This is a genomic window from Acinetobacter stercoris (assembly GCF_900323515.1).
Classification (GTDB): Bacteria; Pseudomonadota; Gammaproteobacteria; order Pseudomonadales; family Moraxellaceae; genus Acinetobacter; species Acinetobacter stercoris.
Genome location: NZ_OOGT01000058.1, coordinates 1 through 19125, shown reverse-complemented (window position 1 = coordinate 19125; position 19125 = coordinate 1). Strand labels below are relative to the sequence as shown.

Annotated in this window: 21 protein-coding genes; 12 read left to right on the top strand and 9 right to left on the bottom strand. The window is 37.8% G+C overall.

Annotated features, from left to right (window positions below; genetic code table 11):
* Positions 1–621: 621 nt before the first annotated feature.
* The gene (locus KPC_RS08185; RefSeq protein WP_121973894.1) at positions 622–984 is read left to right on the top strand and encodes a lysozyme inhibitor LprI family protein; all 363 of its coding nucleotides are present in this window, start codon (positions 622–624) and stop codon (positions 982–984) included.
* Between the two features lie 68 nt (positions 985–1052).
* Here KPC_RS08185 and infA read toward each other — a convergent pair whose 3' ends face one another.
* Positions 1053–1274, bottom strand: coding sequence for a translation initiation factor IF-1 (gene infA, locus KPC_RS08180; protein WP_004754324.1), 222 nt, complete (start codon positions 1272–1274; stop codon positions 1053–1055).
* A gap of 230 nt (positions 1275–1504) precedes the next feature.
* On the opposite strand from infA, the gene KPC_RS08175 reads away from it, so the two are divergent.
* Positions 1505–2512 carry an AraC family transcriptional regulator gene (locus tag KPC_RS08175; protein ID WP_121973893.1) on the top strand — a complete coding sequence of 336 codons (1008 nt, stop codon included), beginning with the start codon at positions 1505–1507 and terminating at the stop codon, positions 2510–2512.
* A 60-nt stretch (positions 2513–2572) separates the two neighbouring features.
* On the opposite strand, the gene truA is transcribed toward KPC_RS08175, so the two are convergent.
* The 5 genes from truA to asd all read right to left on the bottom strand — a co-directional run bounded on the left by truA (position 2573) and on the right by asd (position 8251).
* Positions 2573–3370, bottom strand: coding sequence for a tRNA pseudouridine(38-40) synthase TruA (gene truA / locus KPC_RS08170; RefSeq protein ID WP_121973892.1), 798 nt, complete (start codon positions 3368–3370; stop codon positions 2573–2575).
* An 8-nt stretch (positions 3371–3378) separates the two neighbouring features.
* Positions 3379–4356, bottom strand: coding sequence for an asparaginase (locus KPC_RS08165; RefSeq protein ID WP_121973891.1), 978 nt, complete (start codon positions 4354–4356; stop codon positions 3379–3381).
* 50 nt (positions 4357–4406) lie between these two features.
* A complete protein-coding gene (locus tag KPC_RS08160; RefSeq protein ID WP_121973890.1) occupies positions 4407–5696 on the bottom strand; it encodes a hypothetical protein in 1290 nt (429 codons plus the stop codon).
* Positions 5697–5731: 35 nt separating this feature from the next.
* Positions 5732–6988 (bottom strand): type IV pilus assembly protein FimV, encoded by a 1257-nt coding sequence (locus tag KPC_RS08155; protein ID WP_121973889.1) that lies wholly within the window; start codon positions 6986–6988, stop codon positions 5732–5734.
* A gap of 144 nt (positions 6989–7132) precedes the next feature.
* Positions 7133–8251 carry an aspartate-semialdehyde dehydrogenase gene (gene asd / locus KPC_RS08150; protein WP_121973888.1) on the bottom strand — a complete coding sequence of 373 codons (1119 nt, stop codon included), beginning with the start codon at positions 8249–8251 and terminating at the stop codon, positions 7133–7135.
* A gap of 186 nt (positions 8252–8437) precedes the next feature.
* On the opposite strand from asd, the gene KPC_RS08145 reads away from it, so the two are divergent.
* Together KPC_RS08145 and KPC_RS08140 are read left to right on the top strand one after the other, a co-directional pair.
* Entirely contained in the window at positions 8438–9550 is a 1113-nt protein-coding gene (locus tag KPC_RS08145; RefSeq protein WP_121973887.1) for an endonuclease/exonuclease/phosphatase family protein, read from the top strand.
* Between the two features lie 389 nt (positions 9551–9939).
* A complete protein-coding gene (locus tag KPC_RS08140) occupies positions 9940–10659 on the top strand; it encodes an HAD family hydrolase (protein WP_121973886.1) in 720 nt (239 codons plus the stop codon).
* A 74-nt stretch (positions 10660–10733) separates the two neighbouring features.
* Here the strand turns inward: KPC_RS08140 and KPC_RS08135 are convergent, their stop codons facing one another.
* The 3 genes from KPC_RS08135 to KPC_RS08125 all read right to left on the bottom strand — a co-directional run bounded on the left by KPC_RS08135 (position 10734) and on the right by KPC_RS08125 (position 13228).
* Positions 10734–10955, bottom strand: a complete 222-nt coding sequence (locus tag KPC_RS08135) for a hypothetical protein (RefSeq protein WP_121973885.1) — start codon at positions 10953–10955, stop codon at positions 10734–10736.
* A 195-nt stretch (positions 10956–11150) separates the two neighbouring features.
* Positions 11151–12251, bottom strand: coding sequence for a glycosyltransferase family 4 protein (locus KPC_RS08130; protein ID WP_121973884.1), 1101 nt, complete (start codon positions 12249–12251; stop codon positions 11151–11153).
* A gap of 41 nt (positions 12252–12292) precedes the next feature.
* Positions 12293–13228 carry an LpxL/LpxP family acyltransferase gene (locus tag KPC_RS08125; RefSeq protein WP_121973883.1) on the bottom strand — a complete coding sequence of 312 codons (936 nt, stop codon included), beginning with the start codon at positions 13226–13228 and terminating at the stop codon, positions 12293–12295.
* A 123-nt stretch (positions 13229–13351) separates the two neighbouring features.
* On the opposite strand from KPC_RS08125, the gene KPC_RS08120 reads away from it, so the two are divergent.
* The 8 genes from KPC_RS08120 to KPC_RS08085 all read left to right on the top strand — a co-directional run.
* A complete protein-coding gene (locus tag KPC_RS08120; RefSeq protein ID WP_121973882.1) occupies positions 13352–13903 on the top strand; it encodes an O-acetyl-ADP-ribose deacetylase in 552 nt (183 codons plus the stop codon).
* 32 nt (positions 13904–13935) lie between these two features.
* Positions 13936–14916: an acyltransferase family protein gene (locus KPC_RS08115; protein ID WP_121973881.1), complete on the top strand. Its 981-nt coding sequence runs from the start codon at positions 13936–13938 to the stop codon at positions 14914–14916.
* 94 nt (positions 14917–15010) lie between these two features.
* Complete coding sequence (locus KPC_RS08110) at positions 15011–15886, top strand: urease accessory protein UreD (protein ID WP_121973880.1); 876 nt, start codon at positions 15011–15013, stop codon at positions 15884–15886.
* Positions 15887–15984: 98 nt separating this feature from the next.
* On the top strand, positions 15985–16287 hold the full coding sequence (ureA, locus tag KPC_RS08105) for an urease subunit gamma (RefSeq protein ID WP_121973879.1): 303 nt from the start codon (positions 15985–15987) through the stop codon (positions 16285–16287).
* Between the two features lie 18 nt (positions 16288–16305).
* Complete coding sequence (locus KPC_RS08100) at positions 16306–16611, top strand: urease subunit beta (protein ID WP_121973878.1); 306 nt, start codon at positions 16306–16308, stop codon at positions 16609–16611.
* Entirely contained in the window at positions 16611–17042 is a 432-nt protein-coding gene (locus tag KPC_RS08095) for a hypothetical protein (RefSeq protein ID WP_121973877.1), read from the top strand. The genes KPC_RS08100 and KPC_RS08095 overlap by 1 nt, the downstream gene beginning before the upstream one ends.
* 30 nt (positions 17043–17072) lie before the next feature.
* Positions 17073–18773 (top strand): urease subunit alpha, encoded by a 1701-nt coding sequence (ureC, locus tag KPC_RS08090; RefSeq protein ID WP_121973876.1) that lies wholly within the window; start codon positions 17073–17075, stop codon positions 18771–18773.
* A 115-nt stretch (positions 18774–18888) separates the two neighbouring features.
* The coding region (locus KPC_RS08085) for a hypothetical protein (RefSeq protein WP_146196633.1) at positions 18889–19125 on the top strand (237 nt) is incomplete at its 3' end.

The following is a 19125-nucleotide window of genomic DNA, read 5'->3' as shown; positions in this document are numbered from 1 at the left end:
ATATGGATAAGTATTATTAAAATATAAGTCATTACTTTAAATTTTTTCTTAACATGAGTTACCTTGATATGAAATAGAATGGGCTACACCTTGTTGTAGGTTGAAAATCACATTACATTTTAAATGGACATCATAGCTATTTGCTCTGATAGGACCAGGGTTTAATGGATCACTATTGATCATAATTGGAATGTTTATGGGCTGATAAATCGTATAGATAAGATGGTTGTCACTCAAAACAGGTTGGGCCGATTGATAACCGAGATTATAAAAGTGAAGGTGTTTTTGGATATCGGAGCTTGATTGCCCAATATATCTTTGCAGATATGCATTTAAATCGAATGGGCGTATATCCGTTGTTTGACAGGCAATAAATAGGTTTGTACTGATAAGTATTATATAGAGCCTAAAAATGGTTCTCATCGTTTATCTCCATTCCCTAGAGTTGCGATCTTTATCGAACTAATCATATCTTATGATGATCATTGCATATAAAATGTTGCTGAGAAGATAAATCAGATAATTGGTTTGTCTTTTAATAATAATGACTGTATGAAAATTAAAGTATTTAATTTCACATGCATTAGATAAATTTAAAATCACCGAGAAAAGGGATAAAACATGAAAAAAATATTATTCAGTCTAAGCTGCTTAATGATTTCAAGTTTTGCATTGGCAGATAATTGTGACAATACCAGAAATAATTTTGATGATATTTATTGTACAAATAAAGTTTATGCAAGTGCAGATGCAGAACTAAATAAAAGTTATCAGGCATTGAGAGCCAAGTTGAATGCCACTCAAAAAGCTACTCTGAAAAGGTCTCAACTTGCTTGGATTAGAGAGAGAGATTCAGAGTGTACTCATGCTTCAACAGTCGATGTTCAGTGTAGACTGAGTAAAACCCAAGAACGTAATCATTGGTTACGTGAGCGTATCCGTGAATGCAATACAATTGGCTGTAAATCGAGTGCATTGGATTGAGTATCAAGTATATTAATAGCAGCACGAAAAAAAGCCACTGAATGTGGCTTTTCTGCTTACACTAAAACTTAGCGTGCACGATATGTAATACGACCTTTAGTCAAGTCATATGGTGTCATTTCAACCTTGACATGGTCACCAGTCAAAATACGAATATAGTGTTTACGCATTTTACCTGAAATGTGAGCAATCACTTCGTGACCGTTTTCTAAACGCACACGGAACATAGTATTAGGAAGCGTTTCGGTGACAACGCCTTCGAACTCGATAAGTTCCTCTTTATTGGCCATAGCCTACCTGATGATCAAATTGGAAAGGCGCAAATTATAGGCAATTTTTTTGGAAAAAACAAGATGAAATAGCCAGTAAGGCTGGCATCTGTGCTCAAAATAAGCGAACAATTAGATAAAAATATTCAACAAAAAAGTGCTCTGAGATGTTGTCAGTTTGGTCAATCGACTGTAATCTAAAATCACTGTTTTTAAGTATAAATGAATAACATACAAGGAAGGGTACTTAAGTGGGTCAGCTAACGGATGCTTCGGTTGTTTTACGATTAGGCTATCAAGCGATTCGTCGTGCTGGTTTGCCTACCGAAGAAATTTTAACGAAAGCGGGTGTTGCGCTAAATCAAGTTGAACAAAATGCGCGTACACCACTGAGTGCTCAATACGCGTTCTGGATTGCGGCTGAAGAAGTCAGTAATGATCCAGATATTGGCTTGCATCTAGGTGAGCATTTGCCACTCTATCGTGGTCAGGTAATTGAGCACTTGTTTATCAGTAGTGAAAACTTTGGCGAAGGCTTAAAAAGGGCACTGGCGTATCAGCGTCTGATTAGTGATGCATTTCATGCCAGATTGGTACTCGAAGATGGGCAATGTTATTTGACCAATGGTATTCAGCCATGGGCAGATAGTCTGGTCAATCGCCATTTTTCTGAGTGTGCCATTTCAGGCATTCTTCGATTTTTTAAGTTTATTACAGAAGGTCGTTTTGAGCCTTTGTATATTGATTTTAATTTCGCAGATGGTGCATCTGAAGACGAATATTTTCGGGTTTATGAATGCCCAGTGAGTTTAGGGCAAAAAGAAACACGCTTATATTTTGATCCAACTATCCTGAGTTATCCACTTTGGCAGGCAGAACCAGAATTGCTACAATTGCATGAGCAATTAGCGATTGAAAAGCTTCAAGAACTGGCTCGTTATGATTTGGTTGGAGAAGTTCGCCGTGCCATTGGGTCAACTTTAGAGAGTGGTGAAACAACTCTGGAAACTGTTGCAGCGCAACTGAATATTACACCTAGACGTTTGCGAACGCAGCTTTCTGAAGCTAATACCAGTTTTCAGCAGATTCTCTCGGATTATCGTTGCCGTTTAGCCAAGAAACTTCTTGCTGGTACGAATGAGAGTGTTGAACGAATTGTGTATCTGACTGGTTTTTCAGAACCAAGTACGTTCTATAGAGCATTCAAGCGCTGGACGAATGAAACACCTGTAGAATATAGAAAACGTAAACAGCGCTAAATTTCCCATTTTATTTTCCTCCCTTTTATAAAAAGGGAGGTTGGAATAAATAAAAATCTATTACTCTGGCATATTTAACCAATGTGGACCGAGTGGAACTTTGGGTAAATCAAACTGTTCTGGATAATGTGCCTGAATGAAGTACAAGCCATCTGGAGGAGCTGTAATACCTGCTGCTTTTCTATCTTCTGCTGCAAATATTTCATCTATATGTTCAATGTCATACATGCCTTGACCAACTTCCAGTAAGCATCCCATGATATTTCGCACCATATGGTGTAAAAAACCATCTGCCTGAATATCCAGTACTAAATAAGCTCCATGACGTATTAAACGACAGTGGCTGACATGTCGAACAGGTTGATTGGACTGGCATGCTGCTGCTCTGAAGCTTTCAAAGTTATGGGTTCCCTCAAATTTTTGAGCAGCAACGATCATTTTATCTACATCGAGTGGGTAGTAGGCATGAGTAACTTGTTTGTACAATAGTGCCGGACGACTTGGATTTTGATAAACCACATAGCGATAGCGACGTGCTTGAGCCTTAAAACGGGCATGAAATTCAAAATCCATTTCCTTGATCCACTGAATTGCAATGTCTTTGGGAAGTTGACTGTTAGCCCCCATTAACCAGCCACGTTCTGGACGAATTGCGTTGGTATCAAAGTGTGCAACCATATTTGTGGCATGCACGCCAGCATCTGTACGACCAGCACCATGCAGAATGACAGGTTCATCTGCAATCTTGCTCAAGACTGATTCTAGTGTTTCCTGAATGCTACGAACGCCTGGTTGCTGAGTTTGCCAACCTCTATAGCGAATGCCACAAAACTCAATACCTACCGCAAAACGTTGCATAATGACCTCTATTCAGGTTGATCATACCAATGGCTGTACCATTGCTCCAAGGATGGGTATTGTAAATACATTTTGAGTGCTTTTGCATAAAGATCTGCAAGACTTTGACAATCACTTATCAAAATTTCAGCATGTTTTATCCATTGGCTTATTGCATAGCGTTGATCTATTCCACCTAAGGGTACTTGAGTCGTTAAAACCACTAAGCAGTTTTTTTTCTTTAAGGATTTGAAAGTTTGAATTATTTTTTCGCTTACTGCCAGATTGCCTGTACCATAAGCTTGAAGAATAAGAAAATGTGGAGGCGCATTTAAAAGATTTTCAAGGTTGTGTTCTAAATGCTGGATAGAAATTGGCTGCATCATCCAGTTGATAATATTGAACTCTTTCGCCTGTTCAATATGTGCTTTTTCAACAATGAAAGGATTGTCAGGAGAATAAGGAAGCTGCTGATTGACCTTTTGCCCTCTAAATGCATCTAGGGCGGTTGTATGGACTTTTATGGCTGTACTGGCATGGAATACTTGATGATAAAAGGCCAAATAAACCCCATTTTGTACTTTAGCTACTTCATCAATCGCCGTATTTAAATTGTCTACAGCATCAGTAAATTCTCGGGTATTATCACCTTGCACATTTAAAAGAGGATATTGGCTACCTGTCAGGATGACCTTACATGATGTTTGTAAAAATTTTGAAAGCATGGCTGAAGCATAGCTAAGCGTATCAGTACCATGAATAATGACAAAATGCTCATAACCAGCAAGTTGTAATTGCTGAATCTGGCGAATCAGTTCAAGCCAGTCAGATGCAGTGGCGGCACTGCTATCAATAATGTGTCTCGCGCTATAACAGTCAATTTTATGTTGTGCGGGAAGGACACGTTTTAAGCGTTGCAAAAAATCAGCTTCTGGCATGGGGCTTAATGGCTCACCGATACAACCAAAAGTTCCACCCATATAAATTAGTGCAATTTTTTTTGTCATAGTAAAAGTAGCCATGAATGAATGACTACTTTATCTTAAAGCCAAAAAAATTAAGAAGCTATGCTATTCAATAATTTTTGTGAATGTTCTCGTTGTTTTTCAGAATAGATATGTTCTTGTCGAGTTAAGAGTTGCTGTGCTGATTGGTAGGCACCCAGTTTGATATAGTGTTCAGCTAAATCCAGGTTTAATTGGGCTTCATCTGTATCAAGTATTTCTGGAAATTCTTTTTGTAACGGATCAAAAAACACAGGTTTTATGATCACAGGTTCTGCTTGAGCCTGTAGTAATATGTCCAGATTAACACCGTCACTCACTGAAGCATGATCAAGATCACCTGAATGTATTTCTTGCTCAGATATAGAGACTTCTATTTTTTCTATGTCAGTTTTTTCCTCTATGTCCGATACTGTTAATGAAGTATCTGGTTGTATAGGGTATTCAACGCATTCTTTAGTGGGTGTGCTTGTATTTGGTTCGAACGCAACGGCGAATGTATCTTCCTCAAGTTGTATTTGTGACGTGCTGCTCTGATTGTCAGAATCAGCAACTATATCGGATTGGTATGCAGAAAATGTTTTATCCAGATCTAGTGTATCTGGATCTTGAGTGGGTAATGATGGATTGAAAACAAATTCTAAAGCTTCTTTCTCCTGAACTGGAGTAGTGGTTTCTGATTGTGAAAAACAATCTTGTTTAAAGTCCTGATCAGACAGTAGTGTATCTGAGGTTGACAAGGTTTCAGCTATAAGATGTTCATGATTAGATTCCAAAGAAGGAACTGCATTTGTAACTGGTTCATCAGTTTTTAATGTTATTTCTTCTGGAGTCTGCTCTGGAGGGACTGAGACTTGACGATCAGTATCAGATAGTTTGATTGTTTTATACTCATTCCATTTATCTTCTGCATGCTGATAAATGTCCACAAGATTCAAAGATCTGATGTAGGTTATCAGCTGTTCTAAAGCGAGTTCATCGTGTTGTAATAAATGAATATCAACCAGATATAAATAAAGCTCATGAGTATTGGGAGCTAAGTTTAGCTCTTTATTTAGCATAGCCTCAGCTAGAGCGTATTGTTTTTCATGAATCAGATATTCAACTCTGGCTTTTAGCGCTTCATCAATTGGTTTTTGCAGAGTGTTATCAACTGGTATTTGAGCCTGATTGTTTTGAGTGGTTCGAACAGAATGAGTCGTTTTTATATCTGGTTTTTTTTTAGGTGATTTTGAGAGCAACTTTTGTGTAGCAGTTGGATGGGACTGTGTTTTATTTTTAGCTCTCTTGTTGAGTACAAGTAATATTACCAATAATACAATAAATGGAATGGCATACCACATTTTAAGTCCCCTTAAATTATTTAAAATACGATAAACTAATGTTTATTTTGCTTTTTACTTAACTTGAGTGCATTTTCTTGCTGTTGCAATTGTTGCTGTAATTGCGCGAGTTTTGCATTCAATATCTGAATACGCTGTTCTTTCAATTTCAAATTTAGTTCAGATTGACTAACCTGCTTTTGTAGATGAAGTGTATTTTGACGTTTTTGTACCAGCTGAGTATTGAGTTTGGTATTTTGAGTAGCTTGATTTGCTGTTGCACTCAAACTCGAGTCAGATTGTTGACTTGCCACCAGACTCATTTCAGCCTGATCTAATCGATATTTGGTTTTTTTATAAGCCTGAGCATTAGATTTTACAGTTTTGGGCTTTTGATTATATTTAGGCTGTGAAGGGGTATTTCGGGCAGCTAGATTTAAAGCAACACCTTGTCTTAAACGGTTTTCATTACCTTGAATAAAAGCATGTTGATTATTTTCTTTTATTTCACGCATGACATCATGAATCTTCCGATGATTTTTGGCAGCAATCTTTGCTGCAATACCCCATAAGGTTTCATTTGATTTGACAACATATGCTTTAGCTTTTTTAGAGCTTGGCAACTTGGTTTGATCATCATTTGGTATTGATTGTTCTGGGCGTTGACCGGATGCATTGACTGGTTTTTTTTCGGGAATGGATTGTATATTGATTGCTGAGTTTTCTATTTTTGATTGATTTAAGGCTGGTGGAGTACCTGTATGAATTGCAAGTGATTTAAAAGTCTCTTGAGTTCCAGATTTATCTGGTGTTGTAGGCTTTTGAAAAGCATTGCTTTCAGGAAGCTGTAATGCGATATCCTTTTCACTAACCACGATTTGTGGTGTCAATAATTTTTCTTTGGGACTGCCATAAGATTCACTATTTTTTTCACGACGACGAATCGTTGTCTTGATTTGCTGAAGCCGTGTTGATTGACCTTCAATGACTTTTACAACAAAGTTCAGTTCAGAATCAATAATGGGTCTGGATGAAGTGATGACAATAACACCTGTACCATTTCCAGAGCGTCGAGTATAAAAATTTATATTTCCTGGAATCTTTTGAACAATACCGATCGAAGAAAGATCGTCGTTACTGGCAAGGCTGACTTGAAGTAATTGATTTGTATTTGAGTTTTTAAAGGGCATTTCTGCATAGAGCAGCTCGCCTGGCCCAGATTGAACCTGTAAGGGTTCAAAAACAATTGCATGAATTGTCTGTGTATAAATCCCCAAAAAAATGGCAATTTTCAATTTTTTATAAAAAGTCATCTCGATCCAAAATAAAATGATCAAAAACAGTGACAAAATTCCCCAATCACTACATGTTATAAGAAAGTTATGATTTCACAATATCTATTGAAAAAAAAAGCTGATCAAATGTGATCAGCTTTTCATTATTTGCTTAAAGCTTGATTAAGCATTTTTAAAATCAATCAGGATTCGTAACATACGACGTAAAGGTTCCGCAGCACCCCACAATAACTGGTCACCTACAGTAAATGCACCAAGGTATTCTTTACCCATATTTAGTTTACGTAAACGACCAACAGGAACGGTCAATGTACCTGTAACTGCCACTGGAGTCAGGTCAGTCATGGATGCTTCTTTGGTATTTGGAACAACTTTTGCCCATTGATTGGATTGACGAATCATATCTTCAATTTCATCTAAAGGAACATCTTTACGAAGCTTGATGGTCAATGCCTGAGAGTGACAACGCATTGCACCGATACGAACACAATGACCATCAATTGGAACGATTTGCGCATTACCCAAGATTTTATTGGTTTCTGCCTGACCTTTCCATTCTTCTTTGGATTGACCGTTTTCTAATTGTTTGTCGATATATGGAATGAGAGAACCAGCTAAAGGTACACCAAAGTTGGCCGCAGGGAAGCCTTCACCACGTTGTAGGCTGGCAATTTTACTATCAATGTCAAGAATTGCAGATTTAGGGTCATCTAACAAATCTTTGGTATTGTTATACAAATACCCCATACCTGTAATGAGTTCACGCATATTCTGTGCACCCGCACCAGAAGCTGCCTGATAAGTCATCGCAGTCATCCATTCAACCAGATTTTGCTGGAAAAGTGATCCTAGACCCATCAACATAAGTGAAACTGTACAGTTACCACCAACGAAGATTTTGGTTCCCTTGACTAAGCCATCTTTAATGACATTGGCATTGACAGGATCAAGAACAATGATTGAATCATCAGACATGCGTAGTGTTGATGCCGCATCAATCCAATACCCATTCCAGCCTTCAGCTTTGAGCTTTGGAAAAACTTCAGAAGTATAGTCGCCACCTTGGCAGGTAATAATGACATCCATTTGCTTCAGACTGGTAATGTCTGTTGCATCCATAAGTGCTGGGGCAGTCTTACCACCAAAAGCAGGTGCTTCACCACCTGCATTACTGGTAGAAAAATAGAATGGCTCAAAATGAGCAAAATCATTCTCTTCAACCATACGTTGCATAAGGACGGAACCAACCATCCCGCGCCAACCGACCAGACCTACTTTCATGTCATTTTGCCTCGGTGCGTTAAAAAAATTAAAAGGGATATGAGTGTATCAAAAGAGCGTTTAACTGCAAGCGCTACACAATGAAAACAGCAATAATATTGTGCAATATATCTTGTTTATGTTACATGCAAAACTGATATAAATTTATGAATGATTCAAAAATTAAGAATATTAGAGATCAAATGAATGATATGGATTGAAATAATTTCTGGAATAGTGATCTGGCTTAGCTTTTGGTCATTGATTCCTAAAGATCAGTGGTGGTTTAGAGGTGCTGATTTTCCAAGATTACAAATTTTGTCAGTCGGCTTCATCTCTCTGATCTGTATTATATTTTGGCCAGCTCAATGGGATTGGATTCGGCAAAGTATTTTGTTACTGCTTATTGCTGCACTCGTTTACCAGTTAAAAATGGTGTTGCCATATACTTTTTTATGGAAAAAACAGGTCAAGCAAGTACGAAATGAGCAGTTAGACAAAAGCAGACAAATTTCCATACTGGTTTCAAATGTTCTAACACCAAATAATGAATATCATCGTCTTATCGCGCAGATACAGAAGTTACAGCCAGATCTGGTATTAACTCTTGAGACTGATCAGACCTGGCAAAATGAACTCTCAGTCATTGAGGCAGATTATCCATACCGTGTACCAGTCCCACTAGATAATTTGTATGGCATGCATCTTTATAGCCGGTTAAAGTTAAAAGATACGGAGGTCAAATTTATACTCAGTGATGAAATTCCGTCTATTCATACCACGGTTATTTTAAGGAGTGGACAGCCTGTAAATCTGTATTGTTTGCATCCTAAACCTCCAAGCCCAACAGAGGCGAAAGACTCAACCTTGAGAGATGCCGAATTACTTATTGTTGGTGATCAAATCAAGGATCTGGATGAAAGCTGTATTGTTATGGGGGATCTGAATGATGTGGCATGGTCACGAACCACACGGCTATTTCAGAGAATTAGTGGTTTGTTAGATCCACGAGTAGGACGTAAATTTGTAAATACCTTTCATGCGAAATATCCATTATTACGTTGGTCATTAGACCATATTTTTCATAGTACTGATTTTGCTTTGGTAGAAATGCACCGTGTTGTAGATATAGGTTCGGATCATTTTCCTGTATATGTGGTATTACAGACAGGGCGAGTATTTGAGCAAATACAGCAAGAGCTGGAAGAAACAGTTTCTGATGGAGAGGAAGCGAAACAGGCAATCGAAGAAGGGATTGAGAAAGCAGAGAAGGAAGAAAAAATAGTGACAGATGAAATTGCACAGGATTATAAAAATTGAGTTTAAGCTTTAAATATTATAACCATTCCTAATGTAAGAAAAAGCTTACAAGGATTTAGTCCCTAAGCGGATAGTATAACATTTTGATTTGGCATAATCTTTAATCATCGGCATATGGAGTAGGGAATGGAAAGTCCCATATGGAAGACGAAGCCGATGGAGTAAAGTCATGGAATATGATGACACGGAATGTAAAAAAATAATAAAAAAAGATGAAAGCACAACCTCACAAACCCGGGTTTTGCAGGATGCAAAACCCGGGTTTTAATTTAGTTGTTTCGACAAATTATAGCCAAGCTACCCATCTTAAAAATAGCTTGATTTCAAGACTTGTTTTTGCAGAGTTGATTTAGATATGATCACTATATCTTTTAAACTCTAGGTCAAAAATGTTTCAGAATAAGAAGTTGATTTGTTTTGATTTGGACGGAACATTAATTGATTCTGTAGGAGTCTGGAATCAAATAGACGCTGAACTTATAAATGAATTGAGTGGACAGCAGATTGATTTCCCAACTATTCAGCAACAACGTGATGAACAGTTAAAAAAATTTAAAACCTTAGCTGATCCTTATCTGGAATATTGCGGATTTATCAAGCAAAAGTATCAAATTGATTTAGATAAGAAAGTGATAAAAGAACGTCGCTATGGGATATCGTATTATTTTTTGGATCATGTTATTGATCTTAAACCTAAAGCTGAAGTTTTTTTAAATACTTTAAAGTCTCAAGGGGTTATTTTGGCATTGACTACAACGACCAGTATTAACAATGTCGAACGTTATCGCAAAAATAATATGAATATTCAGCAAAAGATAGATATTAAACAGTTATTTTCTCTCATTCTTACACGAGAGGATGTTGAAAATATCAAGCCACATCCTGAAATGTATCTAAAAGCCATTAAACATTTTAATGTAAGTGCAGATGAATGTCTGATTATTGAAGATTCACTAATTGGAGTTGAAGCTGCAAACTGTGCAAAGATTGATGTTGCCGCAATTTATGACCAATATTCTGCACATGAGTTAGAGGACATCAAAAGCAAAGCGGATTATTTTGTTGAAAGTTATGATATGTTCTTGGAAAGACTGAAAAATAAAAAATAATTATCAAATATTTGTGATTATCTTCGTTGAGCTTTATTTTAGAAAGATAAAATAAGCCAAAATATAATTAACAACTATTCTGATTTTTTGTATTTAGGATTTGGGACAAAGTTCTCAATAATTTCCCCTCTGGCATCTACTTCCCATGCACCGATAATTGCTGATGGGGGAACTTCTGTTGATTCATTGTAATGAGGGTCAATTCTATATATCCAACCTAAAGGTAAATTTTTTGCTTCACTTCTCTCTTGATCAGTTGGTACAAGTGGATTTTTAAGATCTGCTTCTATGTTCATAATGGGAAACTAAACAATAAATTAAAAAAAGTGTGATTCAATATGAAAAAAAATCCATAAAATTATATTGTTATTCATTTATGAGTAAAATGGCATTTTTTAGCAATATATGAAAACTTTTTTAGCAATTTGTGTTTTTTATGTAAAATTACAGCAAGAAACTGATTTTACTTGCTGTACATCTTAAAGATATTTTTAGCGTATGACTTGTTTGTATAGTGCAATTGTTTGATCACACATATCTTTCAAACTGAACATCGTGACTGGTGCAACATCTTTAGGTTGATGGATATGGGCTTGCACTGCATTGAACAATGCAGTTTGGTCATCAACTTCAATTAACCCTTGAGGATAGAGATTAGATAAAATCTCAGCAACACCACCTCGATTCCAACCGATTACAGGTGTACCGACGGATAATGCTTCTAAAGCTGTACGACCAAAAGTTTCTGCCTGATTTGATAGAGATAAAACAATATTACTAAAAGCAAGCCATTCACGTATATCGGAGCGGTGCCCGACAAAAGTGATTTTATCCGTCAGGTTTTTAGATTGAATGCTGTTTTCCAGTTCATCCAGATAAGCTGCTTTTTTCTCATCAGCCCCACCAACGACAACGGCATGCACATCAGGATATTGTTTTGTTAATTTTTCTATTAATTCAATCAAGGTTTCATGACCTTTTAGGCGGGTAATACGGCCAGGTAAACAGATCAGGAATTTGTCTTCAAGTTGAGGAAAATCTTCATAAACACTTAAAAACCATTGTGCAGGCGGTTGATAGCCATGTGGGAAAGCTTTGGGGTCGATACCTCTATAGATTCGTACAATGTCTTCTGGTGGGCAGTTTTTATAGTGATCTGTAATGTATTTCACGACACTATCTGAAACTGCAATCACTTTTTCTGCTTGTGTCATGATCTGGCTATAACGGTTGATGGAATAAAACCCGTGTACCGTACTGATAAGATGAGGGCGTTGATTTGCAGGGATACCTTTTAATGCGAAATGGGTTAACCATGCAGGAACACGTGAGCGAACGTGTACGATATCAGGTTGGTAATGTTTGATAATTTTTCTTAGTGGTCGTATTTGCCATAAACTGGAAAGTGATTTTTTATGAATAGGCAGAGTAACATGGGTTGTACCTTCCGCCTCCAGATCTGGAACCAAACGCCCACCATTTGAAACCACGATGGATTCATGACCATCAGCAACTAAGGCTCGGGCAATTTCTAAAGTCCCACGTTCTACACCGCCACTATTTAATTCTGGAAGTAATTGCATAACTTTCATGAGAATAATCCTTGAAATAATGGGTGAATAGGAACGATAAATTAATAGATTTTATCGTAACCTTCGGGGCGGGTTTTAAAGCGACGGTGAAACCACATATATTGAGTAGGCGCAATACGAAGCTGATTTTCAATAATTTTATTGACACGGGTAGCATCGTCTAGCTCATCTTCACTCGGCATAGGTTCAACCGCAGGTTCGATTAAAATATGGTAACGTGGATCGTTAATATCACCATGACGGTAGAAATATAAGGGAACAGCAACTGCTTTCGAGATTTTTAATAAACGTCTATGAGCAGTCACTGTTGCAGCAGGTGTACCAAAAAATGGTGCCATTATTCCCTGCTTCAAGCCAAAATCCTGATCTGGGCTGTACCAGATTGCATGCCCTTCTTTGAGATGGCGAATGAGTCCGCGCATATCATCATGGTCGATCTGATTTGCATAAATTGTTGCGCGGCAGCGGTAAATCAGCATATCCAGAAGAGGATTATTTTGCGGACGGTAAACCACATCTGGATCAAAGTACTGAGCGCAAATATAGCCACCAGCGTCTAGCAAGGTACTATGTGTTCCGAGTAACAGTACACCTTTACCTTCAGCTTGCGCATTGGTAATGTGTTCCAAACCTTCAATAGTCACACGATTTTTAAACCATTTGGGTGAGTACCAAGCATTTAAAGTCTCAAATACGCCGATCATCATATCGATAAAAACCTGACGTGAATTTTCCTGAACTTGTTCCGTTGTCCATTCAGGAAAACAGACTTCCAGGTTGCGGATCGTGGTTTTTCGCCGTGACTTGAGTTTATTAAAAGCCAGATTCCCTAACCATGTTGCCAGTCTATGCTGAATAGACCAGGGTAAAATCGCAAGTAACATGAGAAAAACAATTGCAATCCATATGCCCCAATATTTAGGGAGTAGAAATGACCAATAAAATTCGCCTGGAGTGTATTGCTGTTTTTTGCTCATGCCAATATTTAGAATAAATCTGTGAATATGTAGGCAAAGTGTATCATGATATGATTTTTAAGTTAAAAACTCGGATGATATAAATACAAAAGAGAAACTGATCTGGATGTTGGTCGTATAAAAATGAAGAGAATACATTTGGTTTACGGTGATATTACAACTCAAAAAGTCGATGCTATTGTAAATGCTGCAAATACCTCACTTTTAGGAGGTGGTGGTGTCGATGGTGCAATTCACAGAAAAGGTGGTGAGCAGATACTTGCTGAGTGTCAGAAAATTCGGAATAAGCAGGGAGGTTGTGCTGTTGGTGAAGCTGTGATTACCACAGCAGGTTTATTACCAAGTCACTATGTGATTCATACTGTTGGTCCAATCTGGCAGGACGGACAGGCAAATGAAGATCAATTGCTCAAAAAAGCTTACCTCAATAGTTTGAAACTTGCTGAAAAATACCAACTATCCAATATCGCTTTCCCGAATATTTCTACTGGTGTATACCATTTTCCTAAAGTTCAGGCATCTGAAATCTCTATAGAAACTGTGCTTGAGTTTCTTGAATATAATCAATATCTTCAGGATATCTATTTTGTTTGTTTTGATAAGGAGAATTTTCAGATTTACCAGCATTTATTATCGCAGATTCAAACAGATAAAATTCAGGTATTAGGGCTATAATATTTACAGATCATTTTCCCTAATTTTAAATCATGCGAAATCATTACCTTGATACCAGTAAAGCCATACTCATATTTTTAGTGGTTTTTGGACATTTTATCGAGCAAATGATTGGTTGGAGGCAGATCACAAGTCATACCGTACTAGGTGTTATTTATTTTGTACATATGCCTGCTTTTATCTTTATTTCTGGACTCCTGTTTAAAGATAACAACTGGATTAAAAATATTATTTTTTTTCTGTCATTGTATTTACCTTTTCAATTTCTTTATCCGGCATTTGATGCAATTTGGACTGGGCAAATCCGTTTTAACTGGTTTGAACGGCCATACTGGATTTTGTGGTATATGCTTGGCATGATGGTCTGGACAGCGCTCACTCACTTTCTGATTCGAACACCTTTTCCTGTACTTATTTCTGTTTTTCTTTCTTTATTGGTTGGTTTGTCGCCTTGGAATAATTATCAATATTCCATTGGACGCATTTTTACTTTTTTACCTTTTTTTGTTGTTGGTTGTGTTTATGGAAAGCAGATTATTCAGGTTATTCAGCAGTATAGATATGCAACTATCGCAGGAATGCTGATTCTTTCCATCATTACGGTTCTGGTTTATAGCACACAGATCAATCGATTCTGGTTATATGGCAGTCTGAGCTATTCTCAGCTTAAAGTAACCGATTGGGATGGCATTCTGATCCGTGCTGCGATTTTATGTATATCTGCTTTAGGTGTTTTTGCTTTGTTCGGGTGTGCCAAACGTTTGGAAAACCATTTTATAAAATTAGGAAGCAATACATTAGCAGTATACTTACTGCATGGTTTTGTGGTGATTTTGATCACAAAATATTGTCATCTGCATTTTAATATTTTTGTGAATATTCTGATATGTGCAATGTTATCTATTTTGACATGTCTGATTTTACAACAGCAGATGTTTGATCGATTGTTACGTAAACTCTCTTTATGGTTAATCAAACCAGTAGAATATTTTGGGCGTCAAAAAGAACATTAATAAAATATAAGTGCAATAAAATTGATCTATGCAAAATATTGGTGCATTTATTGCTTCATCCAGATCCTGTTTGAAATACACACGATAGGATGGGATGGACGCTTCCTTATTGGCTCAGTCAGCTAAAAATGCACAATATTGGTATGCAAAATTGGAGCTTGGATTCAAGCTGGCTTCCGGGCGCACTATTTTGCATCACAGAAAACATTCTGGTCCTGTTCGGGTGCAAAAAATGCTATGGCCTGAAAAAACAGGCGTCTGTCATGCCATTATTGTCCATCCACCTGCGGGGATTGCAGGAGGAGATCATCTTAGTTTTGAGATGACTGTCGATGCTGGGGCACATGCTGTAGTGACTACTCCTGGAGCGGGAAAGTGGTATAAAAGTAATGCTAAACAGGCTTTTCAACATATTCACATTCACCTAAAACAGCATGCAATTTTTGAATGGCTTCCTCAAGAAAGCATGCTCTTTAATGGTGCAAATGCTTATTCAGAAACATCTATCCATTTGGCTACATCTGCAAGTTTTATCGGTTGGGATATGCTGGTTTTAGGTCGTCAGGCACAGCTGGAAAAGTTTGAACAGGGAAATTACCAAAACAGATTTAAACTTTTTAGAAATGAGCAGTTGTTGGTAGCAGATAGTCTCAATTTTAAAGGTAATGATCGATGGCTAACATCTTGTTTAGGTATGAATAATTGTGCAGTTATGGGGAGCTTTTGGGCGGTAGCCCCTGAACAATATCGCACGAACCTCTATCTTGATGAGCATATAGAGCTGATTCGCGAGTTAATCATGCGAATGGATATTCCTGTGACTTTGACTGTGCTTGGGGATGTGATCTGTGCGCGTTTTTTAGGGCATGATGTCCGTGAATGTCATGATGCCTTTGCTGCAATACGGGCAAAATTAAGGCGTTATTGGTACGGTCTGGATGAAGAATTCCCAAGGATATGGAGAACCTAATGCAGTGGAAATGAAATTGATGATTTACGTAAAGTCATAATAAAAATTTGTGCATAGTTATTGCATAAGACTCTCATGATCTAAATCGGAAAAATGTAATGGAACTCAATCCTACAGAAAAAGACAAACTCCTTATTTTTACCGCAGGTCTGGTTGCAGAACGCCGCAAGGCTCGAGGTTTAAAACTGAATTACCCTGAAGCGATTGCCTATATTTCAGCAGCTTTACTCGAAGGTGCACGTGATGGAATGACCGTGAGTGAGCTGATGCACTATGGAACAACGCTTTTAAGTCGTGAAGATGTGATGGATGGAGTGGCAGAGATGATTGCAGAGGTTCAGGTCGAAGCGACATTTCCCGATGGTTCAAAACTAGTCACGGTTCATCAGCCCATCATTTAATCAAATAAGGAAAATGCCATGATTCCCGGTGAAGTGATTACCCCTGATCGTGATATTGAACTGAATGTTGGTCGTGAAACTTTAAAAATATCTGTTGCCAATATGGGGGATCGTCCGATTCAGGTCGGTTCGCATTTTCATTTTTATGAAGCCAATGATGCCCTACAGTTTGATCGCGAACAGGCAAGAGGTTATCGGCTGAATATTGCCGCTGGTACAGCGATTCGTTTTGAGCCGGGACAAAAACGTGAGGTTGAACTGGTCGCATTGGCTGGGAAGCGTGAAGTTTATGGTTTTGCTGGTCGGGTGATGGGGAAATTGTGATGCCATTTGAAATGTTTGATGTGAATGGGCAAGTACTTATTTTTGAACCGATACTTTATGATCGTGATATCTATATGACTTATAAAATTCAAGATCAGAATTTTATACAAATCAGCTATAGTTGCTATTTTTATGAGGTTGAATTATTTGAATTTATCGCAAATTTAGAAAAAATACAGCAATATTCAAGTCAAATATTTTCAATGAAATCATTGGTTGAGGAAGAGTTTATATGCAATTTCTCTGCACCGAACAGTGACTTGGTTATTGAGATCAATCTTATGAAGTATTCTTTATATCAAGGAGCTAAAGATACTACTGTGCAGATAGTATTGGTTATTCCTTTTGAATATAAAAGTGCAATTATTCATAAGTTTAACATGCTCAAAAATCAAATTATTGCTTTAAAAACAAAGCCAATAATCACCTAAAAATAGAAAACAAATTTCAGGTAATTAACTATGAAAATGTCACGCCGTGCTTATGCTGAAATGTTTGGTCCTACCGTTGGTGATCGGGTGCGTTTAGCCGATACTGAATTATTTGTTGAAGTGGAACAAGACCTTACAACATATGGGGAAGAGGTGAAATTCGGCGGAGGTAAAGTCATTCGTGATGGCATGGGACAATCGCAACTTTTAGCACAGGATGTTGCAGATACAGTGATTACCAATGCCTTGATTATTGACTGGTGGGGCATTATCAAAGCCGATGTTGGACTAAAAAATGGTCGTATCTGGAAAATTGGTAAAGCAGGCAATCCAGATATTCAACCAAACATCAATATTCCCTTAGGTGCAGCAACAGAAGTGATCGCAGGTGAGGGGCAGATTTTAACGGCAGGTGGGGTAGATACCCATATTCACTGGATTTGCCCTCAGCAAGTCGAAACGGCACTCATGTCGGGTACAACCACCATGATTGGCGGAGGAACTGGACCAGCGGCAGGAACTTCCGCCACCACAGTGACACCTGGCCCCTGGCATATTGCGACGATGCTTCAAGCGATAGATGATTTACCGATGAATATCGGGCTTTTGGGTAAAGGTAATTTAAGTCAGCCAGAGCCGATTGCTGAACAAATCAAGGCAGGTGTTGTGGGGTTGAAATTGCATGAGGACTGGGGCTCAACACCTGCGGCAATTGATAACTGCCTGACTGTTGCCGATGAATATGATGTACAGGTTGCCATTCATACCGATACTTTAAACGAAAGTGGTTTTTTAGAAGAAACCTTGGCTGCATTTAAAAATCGTACCATCCACACCTACCATACTGAAGGAGCAGGAGGGGGACATGCGCCTGATATTTTGAAAGCCATCGGGCAGGCAAATGTACTACCATCTTCAACCAATCCGACACGTCCTTATACGGTCAATACCATAGACGAGCATTTGGATATGCTCATGGTTTGTCATCACTTAGACCCAGCCATAGCTGAGGATGTGGCTTTTGCTGAAAGTCGTATCCGACGTGAAACCATAGCGGCAGAAGATATTTTGCAGGATATGGGGGCGATTGCCATGATGTCATCAGATTCACAGGCAATGGGGCGTGTCGGAGAGGTGATTTTAAGGACATGGCAAACGGCACATAAAATGAAAGTACAGCGCGGTCCTTTAGAGGGAGATAACCAATATCATGATAATAATCGTGTGAAACGTTATATTGCGAAATATACGATTAATCCTGCCATCACACATGGTTTAAGTCATGAAATTGGTTCAATCGAAGAAGGGAAGCTTGCAGATCTGGTGTTATGGAAACCCGCATTTTTTGGGGTAAAACCTTCGATGATCATTAAAGGTGGAATGATTGCTGCTGCACCGATGGGTGATATTAATGCATCGATTCCAACACCTCAGCCAGTACATTATCGTCCGATGTTTGGTGCATATCCGCGTGGTGTGCATAACACTTGTATTACTTTTTTATCACAGGCGGCAATTGATGAAGGAGTCGCTGAAAAGCTAAATCTGAAAAAAATCATTTCAGCGGTGAAAAACACCCGAAATATCAATAAAAAGGACATGAAACATAATAGTTATTGTCCTGTTATGGATGTGCATCCTGAAACCTATGAAGTACATGCAGATGGCGTACATTTGACCTGTGAGCCTGCGGAAGTTTTACCGATGGCTCAAAGGTATTTTCTGTTTTAGTTAATTGGGAGAATGGTTGTTACAGATGAACATATTCTTTAAAAGTGAAACTTATTTGATTTTTTGAAATTTGATGATAAATTATTAATGTAAACAATATGATAAAAGATGAAAAATGAGTGCTGATAGTCAAGAGTTTTCTTTCAAATCAGAATCTTTCCAAAAAAATTGGAGTAAGTTTAAGGCTCATATCGTAGATGAAAGTTTAGAAGAACATAGTGGTGGCAATGAGTTTACTAATCCTTATTTGAAATTGATGGAATTTGTAAATGGCTTTGATGTTCAAAAATTTGAATCTTGTAAATATTGTTTGGAATTACCAGTATTAAATCTTGAAAAATCAATTAATAAG